Annotated in this window: 24 protein-coding genes; 1 reads left to right on the plus strand and 23 read right to left on the minus strand. The window is 35.6% G+C overall.

Annotation, left to right across the window (positions count from 1 at the left end):
• Positions 1 to 2: 2 nt before the first annotated feature.
• The 4 genes from sufU to sufC are packed head-to-tail and all read right to left on the minus strand — an operon-like array spanning position 3 to position 3,711.
• A complete protein-coding gene (gene sufU / locus AC1RPU_RS05725; RefSeq protein ID WP_481761648.1) occupies positions 3 to 434 on the minus strand; it encodes a Fe-S cluster assembly sulfur transfer protein SufU in 432 nt (143 codons plus the stop codon).
• Positions 421 to 1,659: an aminotransferase class V-fold PLP-dependent enzyme gene (locus AC1RPU_RS05730; protein ID WP_481761647.1), complete on the minus strand. Its 1,239-nt coding sequence runs from the start codon at positions 1,657 to 1,659 to the stop codon at positions 421 to 423. Before AC1RPU_RS05730 ends, sufU begins: the two co-directional genes overlap by 14 nt.
• Positions 1,628 to 2,914, minus strand: coding sequence for a Fe-S cluster assembly protein SufD (gene sufD, locus AC1RPU_RS05735; RefSeq protein ID WP_481761646.1), 1,287 nt, complete (start codon positions 2,912 to 2,914; stop codon positions 1,628 to 1,630). Before sufD ends, AC1RPU_RS05730 begins: the two co-directional genes overlap by 32 nt.
• Positions 2,915 to 2,928: 14 nt before the next feature.
• Entirely contained in the window at positions 2,929 to 3,711 is a 783-nt protein-coding gene (sufC, locus tag AC1RPU_RS05740) for a Fe-S cluster assembly ATPase SufC (RefSeq protein WP_481761645.1), read from the minus strand.
• A gap of 135 nt (positions 3,712 to 3,846) precedes the next feature.
• On the opposite strand from sufC, the gene AC1RPU_RS05745 reads away from it, so the two are divergent.
• Positions 3,847 to 4,563 (plus strand): gamma-glutamyl-gamma-aminobutyrate hydrolase family protein, encoded by a 717-nt coding sequence (locus AC1RPU_RS05745; RefSeq protein WP_481761644.1) that lies wholly within the window; start codon positions 3,847 to 3,849, stop codon positions 4,561 to 4,563.
• 39 nt (positions 4,564 to 4,602) lie between these two features.
• Here AC1RPU_RS05745 and AC1RPU_RS05750 read toward each other — a convergent pair whose 3' ends face one another.
• The 19 genes from AC1RPU_RS05750 to upp all read right to left on the minus strand — a co-directional run bounded on the left by AC1RPU_RS05750 (position 4,603) and on the right by upp (position 19,873).
• A complete protein-coding gene (locus tag AC1RPU_RS05750; protein WP_481761722.1) occupies positions 4,603 to 5,409 on the minus strand; it encodes a MetQ/NlpA family ABC transporter substrate-binding protein in 807 nt (268 codons plus the stop codon).
• 17 nt (positions 5,410 to 5,426) lie between these two features.
• On the minus strand, positions 5,427 to 6,131 hold the full coding sequence (locus AC1RPU_RS05755; protein ID WP_409022317.1) for a methionine ABC transporter permease: 705 nt from the start codon (positions 6,129 to 6,131) through the stop codon (positions 5,427 to 5,429).
• Positions 6,121 to 7,158, minus strand: coding sequence for a methionine ABC transporter ATP-binding protein (locus AC1RPU_RS05760; RefSeq protein WP_481761643.1), 1,038 nt, complete (start codon positions 7,156 to 7,158; stop codon positions 6,121 to 6,123). The genes AC1RPU_RS05755 and AC1RPU_RS05760 overlap by 11 nt, the downstream gene beginning before the upstream one ends.
• Before the next feature lie 370 nt (positions 7,159 to 7,528).
• Positions 7,529 to 7,888, minus strand: a complete 360-nt coding sequence (locus AC1RPU_RS05765; RefSeq protein WP_481761721.1) for an arsenate reductase family protein — start codon at positions 7,886 to 7,888, stop codon at positions 7,529 to 7,531.
• 45 nt (positions 7,889 to 7,933) lie between these two features.
• Complete coding sequence (locus AC1RPU_RS05770) at positions 7,934 to 9,154, minus strand: FtsW/RodA/SpoVE family cell cycle protein (RefSeq protein ID WP_481761642.1); 1,221 nt, start codon at positions 9,152 to 9,154, stop codon at positions 7,934 to 7,936.
• A 72-nt stretch (positions 9,155 to 9,226) separates the two neighbouring features.
• Positions 9,227 to 9,448 carry a DUF2969 domain-containing protein gene (locus AC1RPU_RS05775; RefSeq protein ID WP_409022314.1) on the minus strand — a complete coding sequence of 74 codons (222 nt, stop codon included), beginning with the start codon at positions 9,446 to 9,448 and terminating at the stop codon, positions 9,227 to 9,229.
• A complete protein-coding gene (gene yidD / locus AC1RPU_RS05780) occupies positions 9,441 to 9,701 on the minus strand; it encodes a membrane protein insertion efficiency factor YidD (protein WP_409022313.1) in 261 nt (86 codons plus the stop codon). Before yidD ends, AC1RPU_RS05775 begins: the two co-directional genes overlap by 8 nt.
• A gap of 85 nt (positions 9,702 to 9,786) precedes the next feature.
• Positions 9,787 to 10,773 (minus strand): rod shape-determining protein, encoded by a 987-nt coding sequence (mreB, locus tag AC1RPU_RS05785; RefSeq protein WP_409022312.1) that lies wholly within the window; start codon positions 10,771 to 10,773, stop codon positions 9,787 to 9,789.
• 94 nt (positions 10,774 to 10,867) lie between these two features.
• A complete protein-coding gene (murA, locus tag AC1RPU_RS05790) occupies positions 10,868 to 12,172 on the minus strand; it encodes a UDP-N-acetylglucosamine 1-carboxyvinyltransferase (protein ID WP_481761641.1) in 1,305 nt (434 codons plus the stop codon).
• A gap of 17 nt (positions 12,173 to 12,189) precedes the next feature.
• The gene (locus AC1RPU_RS05795; protein WP_409022310.1) at positions 12,190 to 12,423 is read right to left on the minus strand and encodes a DUF1146 family protein; all 234 of its coding nucleotides are present in this window, start codon (positions 12,421 to 12,423) and stop codon (positions 12,190 to 12,192) included.
• Between the two features lie 138 nt (positions 12,424 to 12,561).
• Positions 12,562 to 12,981 carry a F0F1 ATP synthase subunit epsilon gene (locus tag AC1RPU_RS05800; RefSeq protein ID WP_481761640.1) on the minus strand — a complete coding sequence of 140 codons (420 nt, stop codon included), beginning with the start codon at positions 12,979 to 12,981 and terminating at the stop codon, positions 12,562 to 12,564.
• Between the two features lie 13 nt (positions 12,982 to 12,994).
• Positions 12,995 to 14,395, minus strand: a complete 1,401-nt coding sequence (gene atpD / locus AC1RPU_RS05805) for a F0F1 ATP synthase subunit beta (RefSeq protein ID WP_409022308.1) — start codon at positions 14,393 to 14,395, stop codon at positions 12,995 to 12,997.
• A 23-nt stretch (positions 14,396 to 14,418) separates the two neighbouring features.
• Entirely contained in the window at positions 14,419 to 15,366 is a 948-nt protein-coding gene (locus AC1RPU_RS05810) for a F0F1 ATP synthase subunit gamma (RefSeq protein WP_481761639.1), read from the minus strand.
• Between the two features lie 31 nt (positions 15,367 to 15,397).
• Complete coding sequence (gene atpA, locus AC1RPU_RS05815; RefSeq protein ID WP_481761638.1) at positions 15,398 to 16,915, minus strand: F0F1 ATP synthase subunit alpha; 1,518 nt, start codon at positions 16,913 to 16,915, stop codon at positions 15,398 to 15,400.
• A gap of 31 nt (positions 16,916 to 16,946) precedes the next feature.
• Positions 16,947 to 17,489 carry an ATP synthase F1 subunit delta gene (atpH, locus tag AC1RPU_RS05820; RefSeq protein WP_481761637.1) on the minus strand — a complete coding sequence of 181 codons (543 nt, stop codon included), beginning with the start codon at positions 17,487 to 17,489 and terminating at the stop codon, positions 16,947 to 16,949.
• 1 nt (position 17,490) lies between these two features.
• Positions 17,491 to 18,000: a F0F1 ATP synthase subunit B gene (gene atpF, locus AC1RPU_RS05825; protein ID WP_409022304.1), complete on the minus strand. Its 510-nt coding sequence runs from the start codon at positions 17,998 to 18,000 to the stop codon at positions 17,491 to 17,493.
• 71 nt (positions 18,001 to 18,071) lie between these two features.
• The gene (gene atpE / locus AC1RPU_RS05830; protein WP_409022303.1) at positions 18,072 to 18,284 is read right to left on the minus strand and encodes a F0F1 ATP synthase subunit C; all 213 of its coding nucleotides are present in this window, start codon (positions 18,282 to 18,284) and stop codon (positions 18,072 to 18,074) included.
• A gap of 30 nt (positions 18,285 to 18,314) precedes the next feature.
• Positions 18,315 to 19,025, minus strand: a complete 711-nt coding sequence (gene atpB, locus AC1RPU_RS05835) for a F0F1 ATP synthase subunit A (RefSeq protein ID WP_409022302.1) — start codon at positions 19,023 to 19,025, stop codon at positions 18,315 to 18,317.
• Positions 19,026 to 19,243: 218 nt separating this feature from the next.
• A complete protein-coding gene (gene upp / locus AC1RPU_RS05840; RefSeq protein WP_409022301.1) occupies positions 19,244 to 19,873 on the minus strand; it encodes a uracil phosphoribosyltransferase in 630 nt (209 codons plus the stop codon).
• Between the last annotated feature and the right edge of the window lie 51 nt (positions 19,874 to 19,924).

Genomic DNA, 19,924 nt, shown 5'->3' on the forward strand with positions numbered 1-19,924 from the left:
CTCTAATTTTCTAAATTAATAGCTTGATAAACTGCCTTCCAAGCTAATGTGGCACACTTAATCCGAGCTGGAAACTGAGCGACACCTTCTAAAATAGCAGCATCACCTAAAAGATTTTCATCAATCGTTTCACCTGTTACCATTCTTGAAAATGTTGTCACCATTTCTTCTATTTCATTTTTTGCTTTACCAATAATTTCATCAGTCATCATACTTGCAGATGCCTGGCTAATCGTACAACCCGTCCCAGAAAAGGCAACATCTTGAACCTTGTTGTCACTCATGATAAGTTCAACTTTTAAAACATCCCCACAGGTTGGATTTCTGAGTTCAATTGATTTCTGACCCTTTACTAGTGAGCCATGATGATGCGGATGTGTGGCATGTTCCAAAATAACTTGGCGATATAAATTATCTAATTTAGATAGTCCCATTTTTAAAGAACTCCTTTGTAGCGATTAACGCGTCAATAAATTTTTGATTTTCTTCTAAAGTATTGTAAAAATATAAACTAATACGAACAGTTGACGATACACCCATGCACTTCATTAATGGCTGTGCACAATGATGACCCGCGCGAACCGCAATTCCTTGCATATCAAGAGCTGTCGCAACGTCATGCGGATGTAGTCCCTCCAAATTAAATGAAATAACGCCTGATCGTTTTTTACTTTCAGTTGGCCCATAGACAGTAATGCCAGAAATGGCTTTTAATTTAGGTAATAAATCAGTGATGAGCATCTGTTCATGTGCTTGTATATTAACCATTCCAACTTCATTTAAATAGTGAATAGTAGCACCTAATGAAATGACCCCTTCAATATTAGGTGTCCCCGCTTCAAATTTCCAAGGAATATCTTTAAAGGTTGATTGTTGCTCTTCAACAAAATCAATCATCTCACCACCAAATTCTAGTGGCTGCATCTCGTTCAAATAATTACTTTTTCCATATAAAACGCCAATACCAGTTGCAGCCCCCATTTTATGACCTGAAAAAGCAAAAAAATCAACATCTAACTCCTGAACATTAATCGGCATATAAGGTATTGATTGCGCCCCATCACAAATAACAACCGCACCGACTGTATGTGCCATGTCCGTTAATTCTTTGATGGGGTTTATACTCCCCAAAACATTTGAAATTTGAGTTAGCGATACAATTTTAGTTTTAGCTGTCATTTTTAATTTCGCATCATTAATGTCTAATTGTCCATCATCTGTTATGTCGATGTAAACTAATTTAGCACCAGTTGCTTGTGCGACTTGTTGCCAAGGAACAAGGTTACTATGGTGTTCCATAATAGATATTAAAATCTCATCCCCTGGTTTCAATCGATTCTGTGCAAAACCCTGAGCAACCCAGTTTAAACTTTCGGTTGTCCCTTTTGTAAATAAGATTTCAGCTGAATATTTTGCATGAATAAAATCAGCAACAGCTTGTCGTACATCTTCAAATTGCTGTGTTGTACGCTCGGCTAAAGTATGCACACCACGATGTACATTGGCATTATCATTTTCATAATAATGTGAAATGGCATTAATAACTGCTTGTGGTTTCTGAACAGTTGCAGCATTGTCAAAATAAATTAACGGTTCATCATTCACAATTTGCTTTAAAATAGGAAAATCATTGCGATACTTTTTCAAATTTTTGACCATTAATGAGTTTCCCCTCTATTGTTTCGATTAATCGTTCACGAACATCAACTGCCGGAATTGCCGTTAAAACAGGTCCTAAGAATCCACGAATAACAAGTCTTTCTGCTTCTTCTTTGTGTAATCCACGACTCATCAGATAGTACAATTGTTCCTGATTCACGCGTCCAACACTAGCTGCATGTCCAGCTTGAACATCATTTTCATCAATTAATAAAATAGGATTAGCGTCTCCACGTGCTTTTGTGGATAACATTAGCACACGGCTTTCTTGTTGAGCATTCGCACCCTTTGCACCTTTAATAATATGGCCAATTCCATTAAATATTAATGTAGAACGCGATAAAATTACACCGTGTTGCAGAATTTGACCAATTGAATGTTTACCATAATTCGTCACCCGTGTATCAATCCCTTGAATCTGATTTCCTGTTGAAATCGCAACAACTTTAACATCTGCGTGAGAACCTGCACCAATTAAATCAGAATCGAAATCGCCAATTATATTGCCATTATTAAGTAATCCAATTGACCAATCTATTTTTGCATTGCCTAATAAATAACCCCGACGGTTAATATATGCTGTTGTATGTTCCCCTAATTGATCAACTCCAGCAAATTTAACATGACTGTTAGCTTTAGCAATCACTTCCACAATAATATTTGCGGTTGTGATCTGATCACCGACTGTTGAACGATTTTCTAGATATGAAAACTGACTATTTTCTGCTGCGACAATTAAAACATGCTGTACATAGTCCTGATTGTCCCGTGCATCCTGCGTTAAATAAGTTGTAATTGGGTTGTCTAATACAACATTTTTAGGTACATAAATAAACAAACCACCGGTTAATTGTGCTAAATGCGTTGCGGTCAACAAATCACTATCCCATTTAACTGCCTTAGTCATAAAATATTTCTTAATTAAATCTGCATGTTCCACTAACGCGGTTGACCAGTCGCAAATAATAACATGATTTTCTTTTAATTCCTCAGATATATTTAAACTAATCGTTCGAGATCCAACTTGAATAAACGTATTTTCATCCGATTTTTTTGAAACAAATTCCCCTGATTCTTTAACCAGTGTTTCAGGTATAATGGGCCATTTTTGGTATCTAATTTTTTCAAATGAAGGAAGCGCTAGTAATGTTTTTTTTACAAAGGCATCTCTTCTTAATTGTTGAAACCACTCAGGTTCTTGTTTTAAATTTGAAAAATCAATTATACTTTGTTCTAAGAGCTTCAAATCAATCATTTTCCGGCCCTCCACTAAAGGTTCTCGTCTGTTAAAGTAATGTCTAGCCCTAATTCATCACGCAAACCAGCATAGCCTTCTTCTTCCAGTTTTTCTGCAAGTTCGGCGCCACCCGTTTTAACAACCCGTCCATCCATCATAACGTGCACCACATCAGGCACAATATAGTTCAGCAAACGTTGGTAATGCGTAATCATAAGTGTTCCAAATTCCGCATTTTTCAACATTTCATTTACGCCTCTCGAAACAACTTTCAATGCATCAATGTCTAGACCTGAATCAATTTCATCTAAAATAGCAAATTTTGGTTCAATCATCATCAGTTGTAAAATTTCATTACGTTTCTTTTCGCCACCTGAAAAACCTTCATTTAAATAACGATCAGCCATTTCCTCAGTCATATCTAAAGTTGTCATCGTTTTATCTAATTTCTTTAAATATTCTCGAATTGGGATTTGTTTATCTTCCGGTCGACGTGCGTTGATTGCTGCACGCATAAATTCAGCATTTGTTACACCAGGAATTTCTGAAGGATATTGCATTGCTAAAAATAATCCTGCTCGAGCTCGCTCATCAACAGGTAGTTCTAAAATGTTTACACCATTCAGCAATACTTCGCCTTCTGTCACTTTATACGCAGGATTCCCCATAATGGCCTCAGATAAAGTTGATTTACCTGTTCCATTTGGACCCATGATTGCGTGTACTTCTCCAGTCGACATTTTTAAATTAACACCTTTTAAAATTTCTTTATCTTCAATTTCTACATGTAAATTTTTAACCTCAAGTGTCGACATTTTAGCATTCCTCCGATTCATTAATATATTCCATTCTATCTTAATAAATTATCCATTTCAATGGAGCCTCGAGACTCGCAATCTTTATTTAATTAAGTTAAACTAATAAAAAGTAAATTTTGAGGAGGTTCATTTATGAAACCTATTATCGGTATTGTTGGAAATCCTAATCGAAATCCAATTACAGGCATGCACATTAACGAAATTACTTATACACCTCAAGGCTATATTGATGCCATTATTGAAGTTGGCGGTTTACCACTAATCATTCCTACTGATTTAGCAAACGCATCTAGTTATCTTGATTTGGTAGATGGTTTACTATTAGCAGGTGGTCAAGATGTTTCACCAATCTTATACGGCCAAGAACCTCATCCAAAATTAGAAGAATTAAATCCCCCACGTGACGAAATGGAGCTCGCTTTAATCAAGGAAGCTATTTCTCGAAAAATACCAATACTTGGTATTTGCCGTGGACTACAAATACTTAACGTCTTTTTTGGTGGAACACTCTATCAAGATTTAAGTGACTATTCAAATTGGCAAGTTAAGCATTTACAAGATCCAACATTACCAGAATACGCCACACATTCTGTATCGATTAAAGCAAATAATTATTTATCAGATACTTATGGTTCAACGCTTCGTGTCAATACGTACCATCACCAAGCCATTAACCGTTTAGGTGATTCATTAACGGCCATTGCGACAAGTTCAGATGGCCTAATTGAAGGTATCAGTAGTAATGACGGTCTCATTTTAGGTGTTCAATGGCATCCCGAAATGTCTTATATAAGAGAACCATCAGATTTAGCTATTTTCAAATGGCTAATTAATAAAATTGCAAAATAAAGAGAATTGAATTAGTCATGTCGACTAATTCAATTCTCTTTATTTTGCAGGAATAACGGCACCTTTATACTTATTCAAAATCCATTCGCGTGTCTTTTTAGATTGTAGTGCTTTAACTAACTTTTTAATCGCAGGATTATCTTTATTTTTTGGTGCGACAGCAACTAAATTCGCATATGATGATGTACTACGTTCTAATGCAATAGCTTGTTTCGTTGGATTTAATCCAGCTTCAACCGCATAATTTGCATTAATAATGATGGCTGAGCCTTCATTATTTTCATATAAATCAGACATCAATTTTGGCTCATACGTATGCTTAAAAACTAAATTTAATTTATTTGTTTTGATATCAGCAAAATTTGCAGTTGCCACGTCTGTCCCTTTTTTCAGGGTTATTAATCCAGCATCTTTAAAAATAGTTAAAACACGACCATAATCTGAAATACTGTTAGATACTAAAACCGTACTTCCTTTCTTCAAATCAGTTAACTTTTTAACTTGTTTAGAATAGACACCGATTGGTTCAAGATGAACATTTCCAACACTTATTAAATCACCATTATTCTGTTTGTCCCAATTATCTAAAAATGGTTTATGTTGAAAATAATTAGCATCTAAATCACCAGATTCAGTCGCTTTATTAGGCATCACATAATCCTGAAAAACTTTAACTTTTAAATCGATACCTTCTTTTGCCAACATTGGTTTTACATGATCTAGAATTTCTGCATGGGGCATATTACTAGCACCAATTGTCAAAGTAGTCATTCCATTTGATTGTTTCCCGCATCCAGCTAATAAAAGAGTCAAAAATAGAAATGAAAAAATGAACTTTTTGTTTATTCTCATGAGGTTACCCCTTAATTATTTCGTTTATCGATTAATTTAGCTGAATGATCACCAATAAGTTGAAAAATGGCAACAATAATGATGATTGTGACCGTTGCAACTAGTGTAACAGTATTATTATTAGCACCATAACCTTCAATGAAAGCCCAATTTCCTAGCCCACCGGCACCAATCGTACCAGCCATTGCCGTGTACCCAATAATTGTAATTCCAGTAACTGTCGCCCCTGAAATAAGAGCTGGTAAACTTTCTCGTAATAGTACTTTCCAAATGATTTGTGCCTTGTTAGCACCCATTGCTTCAGCTGCTTCAATCACACCATAATCAATCTCACGAAAAGCAAGTTCCACCATTCGTGCATAAAATGGAGCCGCCGAGAGGATTAGAGCTGGCAATGCTGCAATCGGTCCAATAATAGAACCAACTAAAGCCTTAGTAAAAGGCAATAATAAGACAATTAAAATAATAAACGGAATTGAACGAAAAATGTTAACCATGGCTGAAACAATCCAATTAATTATTTTTACCCAGATACTTATTTTACCGGTCGTTTTTTGTTTTGTTTCAAATAAAATAAGACCTAAGATAATACCCAAAATTGTAACGGCTATTGTAGATATTAATGTCATACTGATTGTTTCCCAAGTATTTGACCAGAATTCATCCCAGTTAACAGCATTAAAGTTAAAATATGACGCCCAAGTATTAGTCCCCATAATGCAATACCTCCGTTTCTACTTTCATTTTTTGCAAGAATGGAACGGTTTGATCTAAACTTATTTTTGGACCAGTTAATTGAATATATAATGTTCCAATTGGGCCACCTTGAGTTTGATGAATGGAACCCTCAACGATATTAAAATCAACTTCTGGAATTTGTCTTAACATTTCAGAGATAATTGGCATTTGCGTCTGCGTACTGTGAAAGGTTAATTGAACAATCAACCCTTGTGGATAAGCTTCAATTAATTCATTTACAGCAAGTTCAGTATCATGTAGAGCTGGTGTGACCTCCTGATTAACGAATCGTTTTGTGACGTCTTGTTTCGGACGCTTAAAGACGTCTAAGACAAGTCCACTCTCCACTAATTTTCCAGATTCCATTACAGCAACGTGATCACATATCTTACGAACCACATGCATTTCATGAGTGATTAATACAATTGTTAATTTCAATTTATGATTAATTTGAAGTAATAAATCTAATATTTCATCTGTTGTTTGTGGATCTAGCGCACTTGTTGCTTCATCACAAATCAAAATTTCAGGATCATTCGCTAAAGCCCTAGCAATCCCAACTCGTTGCTTTTGTCCACCAGATAACTCAGAAGGATATGCATTTTCTTTACCTTTTAACCCAACTAATGTTGTTAATTCTTCAGCTTTGGACAACCGCTCAGTTTTACTTATTCCAGCAAGTTCAAGTGGAAACATGATGTTTTCCACAACCGTTCGTGACCAGAGTAAATTAAAATGTTGAAAAATCATGCCAATTTTTTGACGTTGCTTTCTCAATGTTCTACCCGATAAAGATGCGATTTTAGCGCCATTAACGTCAACTTCACCCGAAGTTGGTGTCTCTAATCCATTCAGCATTCTAATTAATGTACTTTTACCAGCACCTGAATATCCTACAATACCTAAGATGCTACCATCTTCCACCGAAAGATTCACATCAGAAACAGCGCTAACCTTACCACTTTTCGTGATAAACTCTTTTGATACATTTTTAAACTCAATCATGTTAATACCTCCTAATTTTTCTGCAAAAAAATAACCTCCCATCCCCCGTTTAATAAACGGAAGGACGAGAAGTTATAAACTTCACGTGTTACCACCTTGTTTTATTGTTACCTCACGATAACAATCTCATCAGGTACGGGTTTTAATATAACCGATACCTTTCCGCTGTATTGGGCGTACCCAAGGTAGATTAACATTGCTCATCTACCAAACGTTCCAAGACCATATTCAATTCCGTAATTTTGATCCCTTTTCAGCTACCAGGATTCTCTTAACTAATTACTAAAATTTACTCATCTTTTCAAAACGTCTTATCTGTATTTCTTATTGTAGTTGATTATAGCTAGATTAAAATTTAATGTCAACAGTTTTATTTATTTAACCATGTCTCTGTAAAAACATCTTCACTGAATCCGGTCGTTAATTTTGTTCCATCAGTTAATACCGGACGTTTCATTAACATCCCATCTGATGCTAAAATTTGACTTGATTGCTGAATTGTCATCGTTGGTCGTTTATCTTTTAGATTTAATTCACGATACTTATTTCCTTGTGTATTAAAAAAAGATATTGCTGGAAGACCAGACTCATTCAACCATTTTTCGATTAGACTCGCCTTTGGTGTTTCTTGGATAAGATCTATTATATGGTATTCAACCTCATTTTCGTCTAACCATTGTTTTGCTTTTCTACAAGTTGAACATTTAGGATACCAATAAAAATCAATCATCATCAAAACCTCCTAGTTTTAAAAAACAGTGATTCCATAATAGAATCACTGCCTTATCTTTTTATCAAAATCTTCGTCTTCGCTACTGAACATGTAACTCTTATGATGGTATCGCATTGACATAATTAAGCCAATTCCAATCATATTTCCTACTAAAGCAGACCCACCTTGACTGACAAATGGTAATGGAATACCTGTTAAAGGTAGTAACCCAATACTCATCCCAATGTTTTCAAAAACATGGAATAAAATCATCATAATGACCCCAGTAGATAAGTAAGCATAAAATTCATTCTTCGTATCAAAGGTTGCACGAACCATTCGATAAATGAGTAAGAAATAAATAAAGATTAAAATACAACCACCAATAAACCCAAAGTTTTCGCCGATAACAGAAAAAATCATATCAGATTCACGGACGGGAACATAAACATTTGACACGTTAAATCCCTTACCAGTCATTTGTCCTGATCCAATGGCTTTCATACTTTGCCATAATTGATATCCTGTTCCGGATGTATCTTTTGATGGATCTAACCAGTTATCAATTCGGTCAAATTGGTAGGCAGAAAAGCCAACTTTTTCTAGAATTGATCGACCAGTTGTTGAAATAACCATATATAATGCCGTTCCACCTACAACAGCCACCGTTCCAAATGCCGGTCCAATAATCTTCCAAGTGATACCTGAAACTAAAATGACACCACCTAAAATAGCAAAGAAAACGAGCATTGTTCCAAAATCATTTTGCAGTTTTAATAAAATAACTACTGGTAACGTCCATGCTATCATTTTGGCTAATAAAATAATATCTGTCCCAATTTTATGAGTTGGATAATCATTGTTATGTATCGTAACCACACGCGCCAACATTAATATAAATGCTGGCTTCATAACTTCTGATGGTTGGAACGTTAACGAACCAACTAATGGTATCCAACTTTTAGCACCTGTGTTTATATATAAAGGTCGACTATATACGACTAAAACAATCATCAATAAAAACAGGCCAATAAAATACCCTATCGGTGCGACTCGCCATAATTGTTCTGAGTCAAATTGCATAATAACGACAATTGCAATGACACCAATAGCGTACCACATTAACTGTGAAACCATTTGGCTAACAATTGAGGTCGCACTAGTATCATGGGATGCTGATACGTAAATTGAGGCAAGCCCAATAATTGCCAAGACTAAAACGGCAAAAATAATACCATAATCAATTCTTGACTCACTATCGACCTCATCTTTTCTACTACTCATAGAATTCCCCTCCACACTATGTCACTTATTTCGTTAAATTTTTGAATAGGCTAAAATTTAATAATTGACTAATTAACCGCGATGTAAGTGAAAATCGCGCAATAAAGTATCAATACCTTCATCACGAGTTTTAGCTTTGAATATCTCACCGTTACTTAATGTTGCAACAAATTTTGTATCTTGTTGAATGACTGTACCAATTTCAATACCGCCAACGGTTAATGAAACTGCATCCTCACCATTAATTTTAATATCATTTTCTGCTACTTCAATCTCTTTTTCTTTTTTAGACATGCTTTTCTTCTCCTTTAGGGTTCTTATTTCTTCGTACGGTAAAGTAATCAGGTACGGGATCGTATCCGCCTCTGACAAAAGGATGGCATCGTAAAATCCTACCGATACCCATAATAATACCTTTTGCACCGTGTTTTTGAATTGCCTTAATCATATAGTTTGAACATGTTGGATAGTACCGGCAACTAGGTGGAAACATCGGTGAAATAAATTTTTGATAAAACTTGATTGGTGCAAGCATTAAGTTTTGCATAAATAAATGACACCTCCTATATGAAAAGGTCCATCAACAGATTGCCCCGTTAATAGACCTCCCTTAATAACCAGTATCACAGTTGTTATCTACCTTGTTTTTCAATATGATCTAACAAGAATCCAGTTCCTTTTGCGACATCATCCAATGGTGTTTCTGACACCATAACAGGAATATCTAAGTTCGATGACATTAATAAATCAACACCATCTAATAATGCACCGCCACCTGTTAAAATAATCCCAGTATCAATAATATCTGATGCTAATTCTGGTGGTGTTTGTTCAAGAACTTCTTTAGTTGCTGCAACGATTGCTTGCATTGTATCATGAGTTGCTTCTTCAATCTCAGCAGAGCTAAGCACAACTGTCTTTGGTAAACCAGTAACAACATCTCGTCCACGAATTTCCATTTCTAATGCACGATTGTCTGGGTAAACTGTCCCAATTTCAATTTTAGCTTTTTCAGCTGTACGTTCACCGATTTGAAGGTTATGTTTTTGCTTAACAAAATTGATAACATCACTATTCAATTGATCACCAGCAACACGTAATGAACGGCTTGCTACAATATCGCCTAATGAAATAACGGCAACATCACTTGTACCACCACCAATATCAATCACTAAACTACCACGGGGTTGATAAATATCCAACCCAGCACCAATAGCTGCAACTTTAGGTTCTTCAGCAAGATAAACCTTGCCACCACCAGCTTTTTCAGCAGCTTGAATAATTGCTTTTTGTTCAATTGATGTGATATTTGTTGGGCAACAAATCAAAATACTTGGTTTTGATAAAAAGCCGCTCACATTTAATTTTTTAATAAAGTAAGTTAACATTTGTTCTGTAATATCAAAATCAGCAATGACACCATTTTTCATAGGTCTGATAGCTCTAATACTACCAGGTGTTCTACCAACCATTTTATATGCTTCTGATCCAACTGCTAATACACGACCTGATTTTGTGTCAATTGCAACAACAGATGGTTCATTTAAGACGATTCCTTTATTTTGTACGTTAATTAATACATTTGCGGTTCCTAAATCAATACCAATATCTTTAGCCATTATGCTTCTCCTCTCGGCACTTAAAACTTACACTAATGTAAGCATTATACCATATACCTATACAATAAAAAAATGTCCAAAATGGACATTTCTTCTATTTTACTTCATTTTCTGTCTTAATAATTATATCTTGTGTATCATCATTGATACGTTTAATTTCAGCACCCAAAGCTTCTAACTTTTGATGGAAATGATAGTAGCCTCGATCAAGATATTCAAGATGTGTAACTTGTGTATAACCACGAGCTACTAATCCTGCTAGCACAAGTGCTGCAGCAGCTCTTAAGTCTGTAGCAGCAACTTCTGCACCATTGAAGTCAGTTGGACCATACATGACAACTGAGTTGCCTTCAATCTTAAATTTTGCATTCATACGTCGTAATTCTTCAAGATGCATAAAACGATTTTCGAATACCGTCTCTGTTAAAATACTTGTACCATCTGCCATTAATTGAAGGACAGTCATTTGAGGCTGCATATCAGTTGGGTACCCTGGATGAGGCAATGTTTTAACTGTAGTTGGTTTAATTTTTTCTGTTCCAATTACTCGGATACCATTGTCTTCTTGGATAACGTCAATGCCCATTTCTTCTAATTTAGAAATTAATGGTTTATTGTGTTCCGCAATAGCCTCTTCGATTAAAACATTACCTTGAGTCATTGCTGCAGCAACCATGAATGTCCCTGCTTCAATCCGATCTTGGACAACTGCATGATCAGCGCCATGTAATGCCTTAACACCATGAATGCGAATTGTTTCGGTACCAGCACCTTGTACTTTAGCACCCATTTTATTTAAAATATTAGCTAAATCAACAATTTCTGGTTCTCTTGCAACATTTTCAATCACAGTTGTACCAGTAGCTAATGTTGCAGCCATCATAATATTCTGAGTTGCACCTACACTTGGAAAATCAAGATAAATGTTGGCACCCTTTAATTCATCTACAGTTGCTTCTATATAACCATCGAATTGTTCAATATGCGCACCCATTGCTTCAAAACCTTTTAAATGCAAATCAATTGGGCGAGAACCTATTGCACACCCACCAGGCATTGCAATCTTCGCATGTTTAAGTCGTGCCAAAAGTGGTCCCATTACAACAATAGAAGCACGCATTTTTGAAACATATTCAAATGGTGCTTCTGGTGATAATTCTTTAGTCGCACTCATTTTAACTTCATTAGTTTCTTCATTAAAGTCAACGTCTAAATTTAAAAAACGTAGTACGTTATTCATTGTAAAGACATCTGACAAAACTGGTACATTTGACAGTGTATTTTCACCACTACTTGCTAAAATTCCGGCTGCTAGAATTGGCAATACTGCATTCTTTGCGCCTTCTATATGCACTGTTCCATTGAGTGAGTTTCCACCCTTGACGATTATTTTTTCCACAAGTTATTCCCCCGTTATTATTTAACTAAAAAAACTAAATTACGAACATTATCAATAAAATTTAAGAAAAAGGCACTGCTTGTATATCCTAATAAAATAGCCAATAAGACAATTAAAACTTTGATTCTTTGTTGGCTACTTTGTGGGAAAAACCTGTCTATTCGTAACCCTTGAATTGCCCAAAAAGCAATTCCAATAAACATTAGATGACTCATTAAAGTAACTAGCGATTGGATTCCCACAGTATTCATCAAAACACTCCTAAAATTTATTCGTCATAAGCATAGCATATTTTGTACCACTTGTCGCTAATATTTGTAACAAAAATGAAATATTTAATATGTATATACAAAAAAAGGTACTGAATAAATCCAGCACCCACTTTTGTATTAATGTTTAGAGATATTAATTCGATTGATTGCACGTCTAAGTGCAATTTCAGATCTTTTAAGTTCATCAACATTATGTGTTTGTTTTGCAGTAGAAATCATCTGCTCAGCTCTTTTTTTAGCAGCCTGTGCACGATTTTCATCAATATCTTCTTGGCATTCTGCTGCATTTGCAACAACCGTTGCGACATTTTTTGAAAATTCAATGAATCCACCACTTACGGCAATTTCATCTTCTTCATTATCATTTACCTTAACCCTGACAGCATCAATATCAAGAGAAGCAATAACTGGAATATGATTGGGTAAAATACCCATTTCCCCGCTGGGTGTTTTAACAATAATCATTTTAGCATTATTGTCATAAACACTACCATCAGGAGTGACGATACTAACGGTCAAAACTGAATCTTCAGCCATCTGTTATTACCCCCTATTTTGCCATTTTATTTGCTGCTTCAATAACATCTTCGATTGGGCCGACACCATTGAAAGCATCTTCAGGAAGTGAATCATATTTACCATCAAGAATATCTTTAAATCCTTGAACTGTTTCAGCAATTGGTACATATGATCCAGGTTTTCCTGTGAATTGTTCGGCAACATTAAAGTTTTGTGAAAGGAAGAATTGGATGCGACGCGCACGTGCTACAATTACTTTTTCATCATCAGATAATTCATCCATACCTAAAATAGAAATAATATCTTGTAATTCACGATAACGTTGTAACGTATGTTGAACTTCCGTAGCAACACGATAATGTTCTTCTCCAACAATTTCAGGTGTCAAAGCACTTGAAGTTGAAGCCAAAGGATCAACAGCTGGGTAAATACCTTGTTGCGTTAAGCTACGTTCCAAGTTAGTTGTTGCATCCAAATGGGCGAACGTCGTTGCAGGAGCAGGATCAGTATAATCATCAGCTGGAACATAAACTGCTTGAATTGATGTAACTGAACCTTTTTTAGTTGACGTGATACGTTCTTGCAATTGACCCATTTCAGTAGCTAATGTTGGTTGATAACCTACGGCTGAAGGAATACGGCCTAATAAGGCTGAAACTTCAGAACCAGCTTGTGTAAAGCGGAAAATATTATCAATAAACAATAGCACATCTTGTCCTTTTTCATCACGGAAATATTCCGCAATTGTAAGACCAGTCAATGCAACACGCATACGGGCACCAGGCGGCTCGTTCATCTGACCAAACACCATGGCTGTCTTCTCTAACACGCCGGATTCTTTCATTTCAAAGTAAAGGTCATTACCTTCACGAGTACGTTCACCAACACCGGTAAACACTGAAATACCATTATGTTCTTGAGCAATATTATGAATTAATTCTTGAATTAAAACAGTTTTACCAACACCGGCACCACCGAATAATCCAATTTTACCACCTTTAATATAAGGGGCTAACAAGTCAATAACTTTAATTCCTGTTTCAAGAACCTCAGTACTTGCACTTAATTCATCATATTTAGGAGCATCTTTATGGATGCTACTGCGCTCTGCATCTTTATTAAATTCAGGACCACCATCAATGGTATCTCCTAAAACGTTAAACACTCGACCAAGAGTATCTTCACCAACAGGGACAGAAATTGAAGCACCTGTGTCTTCAACAACTGTTCCACGTTGCAAGCCATCCGTAGAATCCATGGCGATTGTTCTCATAACTCCGTCACCTAATTCAAGCGTAACTTCGATAATTAGAGCAGTTCCATCTTCACGTGTAACTTTTAACGCATTATTGATATCTGGTAAGGTTTCGTTTAAAGAGAATTGTACATCGACGACGGGCCCGATAACTTGAACAACTTTACCGAGACTCATCTTCTGTATTTCCTCCTGTCATTTTACTCTAAAGCAGCTGTTGCACCAGTAATTTCTGTAATTTCTGTTGTAATAGCACTTTGACGTGCACGATTATACTTTAATTCTAATGATGCAATAATATCTTTAGCATTATCTGTCGCAGATTTCATTGCTGTAGAACTTGAAGCATGTTCAGCTGTTTTAGCATCTAAAATCGCACCATATACTAAGCTTTCAGCAAACTGAGGTAGAACAACTTCAAGAATTGCGTCTCCTGAAGGTTCCATATCATAATCTTCATTCCCCATCACATTAGACGTTTCAATACCTTCTGCATCTGTATCCATATTCACTTCTGAAATAGGAAGCATTTGTTCAGAATGAAAGTCCGATTGTAAACTATTAACGAAATGATTATAACAAACAAATAATTCATCATAAACTTCACTGTTATACATTGTTACTACTGATTTAACGATTTCACGAACCTCAATAAACGTTGGAATATCACTTACACCACGGTATTCGTAGGCAACCTCATATCCTCTATTTTTAAAGAAGTCAGCACCAGTACCACCAACAGCAATAATAACAGCATTATCTACAGTATGGCCATTTTGCTTCATCAAATCTAATGTTTGTTTAATTACGTTACTATTGTAACTACCAACTAAACCACGATCAGAAGTAATAATTAAATAACCACTTTTTTTAACAGGTCTCTTTTGTAACATATCAAAACCTGAAAATTTTGAACTATCATTCTCAGATGATTGCTTTGATTTTCCAGCTTTAGCATCTAAAAGGTGAGATTGGGCAAGATGGGTAATGACACTTCTAATTTTAGAAGCATATATCTGATAACTTTGAGTATGACGCTGAATTTGGCTTAACTTAGCAGTCGAAACAACTTGCATTGCGCCAGTTATTTGTCCCGTTTTCTTAGTTGAAACGATTCGACGCTTTACTTCCATTAATGAAGCACCCATTAATTCTCACCATCTTTCATTTACTTTTAGTTTACGCTTTTTCAGGAGTTACTTGGAAACCTTCTGAAAAGTCTTTGATTGCAGCATCAAATTTATCTTCGTCAGGTAAATTACCTGTTTCTTTGATGTGATTTAAAAGATCACTATGATTATTATCAAAGAAATCAAAAATTTCACCTTCAAAACGAAGAATATCATCAACAGGAACTGAATCCAAGAATCCATGTGTTAATGCATATAAAATTAAAACTTGTTTTTCAACAACTAATGGCTTGTGTAATGGTTGTTTAAGTACTTCAACCGTACGATGTCCACGATTTAATTTAGCTTGTGTTGCGGCATCTAAATCAGAACCAAATTGAGAAAATGATTCTAATTCTCGGAATGATGCAAGAGCCAAACGAAGGCTTCCGGCAACTTTCTTCATTGCTTTAATTTGAGCTGACCCACCAACACGAGAAACTGATGTACCAGCATCAATAGCTGGACGAGTACCTGAATAGAATAAATCACTATCCAAGAAAATTTGACCATCAGTAATCGAAATTACGTTAGTAGGAATATATGCAGAAACATCACCAGCCTGTGTTTCGATAAATGGAAGAGCAGTCATTGAACCACCACCCAATTCATCACTTAACTTAGCTGCACGTTCAAGTAAACGTGAATGTAAGTAGAAAACATCACCAGGATAAGCTTCACGACCCGGCGGACGTCTCAAAATTAATGACAGTTCACGGTAAGCCGTTGCTTGTTTTGATAAATCATCAAATACAATCAAGACATGTTTACCGTTATACATGAATTCTTCACCCATTGCTGAACCAGTATATGGAGCTAACCATAATAATGGTGCGGGAGAAGCAGGACCAGCACTAACGACAATTGTGTAGTCCATTGCGCCTAATCGACGTAACGTTTCCACTTGTGCGCTAACAGTTGATTCTTTTTGTCCAATAGCAACATAGATACAAATCATGTCTTGATCTTTTTGATTTAAAATCGTATCAATAGCAACTGATGTTTTACCAGTCTTACGATCACCAATAATCAATTCACGTTGTCCACGGCCAATTGGAACTAAAGCATCAATAGCTTTAAGTCCAGTTTGTAAAGGTTGATCAACTGACTTACGATCCATAACTCCTGGAGCCTTTTTTTCGACTGGACGAGTTTTGTTTGTCTTAAGATCACCTTTACCATCGATGGGTTGGCCTAAAGGATTAACAACACGTCCGATAAGTTCTTCACCAACAGGAACTTCCATGATTCTACCCGTACGTTTGACAACGTCGCCTTCACGGATACCTTCATAGCCACCTAAAATAACGATACCAACATCGTTTGTTTCTAGATTTTGAGCCATACCATAAGTACCGTCAGAAAATTCTAACAATTCTCCTGATAAAGCGTTATCCAAACCGTGTGCACGAGCAATACCATCACCAACATAAGTAACGGTACCTACTTCATCAACGATAAGTTCGTCTTTATATTGTTCCAATTGTTCTTTAATTAAAGCACTGATTTCTTCAGCTTTAATGCTCATACAAGGTTCACCTCTTAACTACTTTAATATGTTACTCCGCTAATAATCGTTTTACTTTGTTGATTTTTGATGAAATTGATCCATCAAAAATCTGATTATTGGCTTCAATAATAACGCCACCAATAATTTTTTCATCAATAATATTGTTAAATACTATCTTATTTGCACCGATTCTTTCTGCAAACTTACTTGATAATTTCGTTAATTGACTATCATCAAGCTCAATTGCAGTTGTAACGGTTGCATGTACAATTTTTTCTTTAACATCGCATAATCGTTCGAATTCTTCAATTATTCCAACCATATCACCCATTCGACCATAATCAAAGACCATTTGGATAACGTTTGCAATAATTGGAGATGCATCTTTGAGTAAGACCTTAACAAGGTCTTGCTTTTCTAACAAATTAAGACGTGCATCAACAAGCACTTCACTCAATTGTGGATTAGCAAGAAAAACTTGTCTAACTTCCTCTAATTCTTCAGAAAAGGCAACAATATTACCTTGTTCATCAGCAATTTCAAAGATGGCTTCACCGTAACGATTGGCAACGGTTGCCTTATCTAATTTCATTTTACTTTACCAACCCTTCAATATAAGAATTGATTAAGTTTTTTTGATCATTCTCATTTAATTCTTTTTGAATAATCTTAGAAGCAATTTCAATAGATAATTCAGCGACATCACTTTGAACGCTACTCAATACTTCTTGGCGTTCTTGTTCAATATCTTTAACAGCATTTTGTTTCAACGTCGTTGCTTCATCTTGAGCTCCAGAAACGATATCATCATGTTGCTTTTTACCGTTATCTTTTGCACGACTAACAATTTCAGATGCTTCTTGACGTGAATTATCTAATTGGTCTTGTCGTTCAGTTGCCAAAATATCGGCTTTTTTTCTTGAATCTTCAGCAGAATCTAAATCATTTGCAATTTTATCTGCACGGTCACTCATCATTTTTGTGACAGGACCCCATGCAAAGTGTTTGATGATTAACATCAAAATAACAAACGAAATAATATAGAATAAGAAATCACCAGTTTGAAAATTACCAACTGCACCGAAAACTAAATCTGAAAACATCTATTGACACCTCCTTTTTAAAATTAATATATTTCGTTGTATCAACGAAGAATCAAACTTAATTTCAAAAATTATTTAGCCATCAATAAGAATGAAATAACGATAGCAATAATAGGAACGGCTTCAATCAAACCAACACCAATAAACATTGTTGAACGTAATTGACCAGATAATTCTGGTTGGCGAGCCATACCTTCGATTGTTTTAGAAATAACTAAACCATTACCAATACCTGTTGCGACAGCGGCTAAACCAGCTGCAATACCTGCTGCTAATAATCCCATAATAATTGTTTCCTCCTTAGATATCTTGTTTTATTCTTTTTGTACTTTTCCACCGATATAAACCATTGACAATGTTACGAATACGTAAGCTTGGATACTTCCGATAAACAGAGAGAATCCTTGCCAGATCATTTCAACTGGTAAAGCCACGATAGTCATTAATGGGCCCATAGAAACTGCACCACCAATTAACGTTAATAATACTTCCCCAGCGTAAATGTTTCCGTACAAACGAAGAGCTAATGTTAGCAAATTTGTAAATTCTTCAATCAAGTTAATAGGTAAAAGAAATGCAACTGGACTCAAATAGGAATTTTTAATATATCCCTTAAATCCGAATTGAATAACACCCATAAAATGTGATAATAGCAGAATCAAAAATGCAAACGTTAGTGTCGTTAGCGGACTCGACGTTGGACTTTTAATCAACGTCTTGTCGCCAAAACCTATTTGTAAAAATAAACCCATTTGGTTAGATACAAAGATAAATAAGAATAACGTAAATGCTAATAAATTAAACTTCTTACCTTCTTTTCCTGGCATTGCGCTTTTAACAATCCCATTGGTGAAATCAATGAGCCATTCCAAAACATTTTGTCTACCAGTCGGTTTCATGGTCAGTCTTCTCGATAATACAATAGCTATCATCGCGACAATCACACATGCAAGTAAACCGGAAACGACATTCGTAATATTGAAAGGTAGGCCATAAAAATTCACAACGAAAGCATCTCCATCCACAGAATTTCACCTCTTTCCAAACTTTTATTTGACCGTATAAAACGGTATAAATTAAAGAGAATAACTTTATAAATATTCTCCAATTACAAAAGAAATCATACCACCAATTGAAATAAAATACAAAAGAAATTCTGACTTATTTTGAGTTTTTTTTCACATTAAAAAAAATGACACCTAGACGGCTTACGCATAAGCATTCTAAGGGCCATTCATTTAATTTATTTCGTACCAAACAATCGATCACCTGCATCGCCCAAACCTGGGACAATGTAGCCATCTTCATTCAAGTGATCATCAAGTGCTGCTGTATAAATATCAATATCAGGATGTTTTTCACGTAAAGCTGCAACACCTTCTGGAGCCGCAACAAGACAAACAAACTTAATTGTCTTTGCGCCGCGCTTCTTCAATGCATCAACTGCCATAATAGCAGAACCACCAGTAGCAAGCATTGGGTCTACTACAAGAAGATCACGACTAGCAATATCTTCAGGCATTTTTACAAAATATTCTGTTGGTTGGAATGTTGTTTCATCACGGTACATACCAATATGTCCAACTTTAGCTGCTGGTAATAATTCCAAAATACCATCAACCATCCCTAAACCAGCTCTTAAAATAGGAATAATAGCAATTTTCTTACCAGCCAATGTTTTTTGTGTTGTTTTACCCATAGGTGTTTCAACGATAACATCTTCTAAAGCAAAATCGCGAGAAACATCATATACCATTAGTTCAGCAATTTCATTAACAACTTCTCTAAATTCTTTTGTACCACAGTTCTTATCACGTATAATCGTTAATTTGTGTTGAATTAACGGATGGTCCATCACTTGAAATTTGCCCATTACGAAACACTCCCTTAAATTTAGTCTATTCTATTTTAGCGAATTATTACC

This window comes from Dellaglioa sp. CoH-55-MRSF-7 (genome assembly GCF_056782235.1).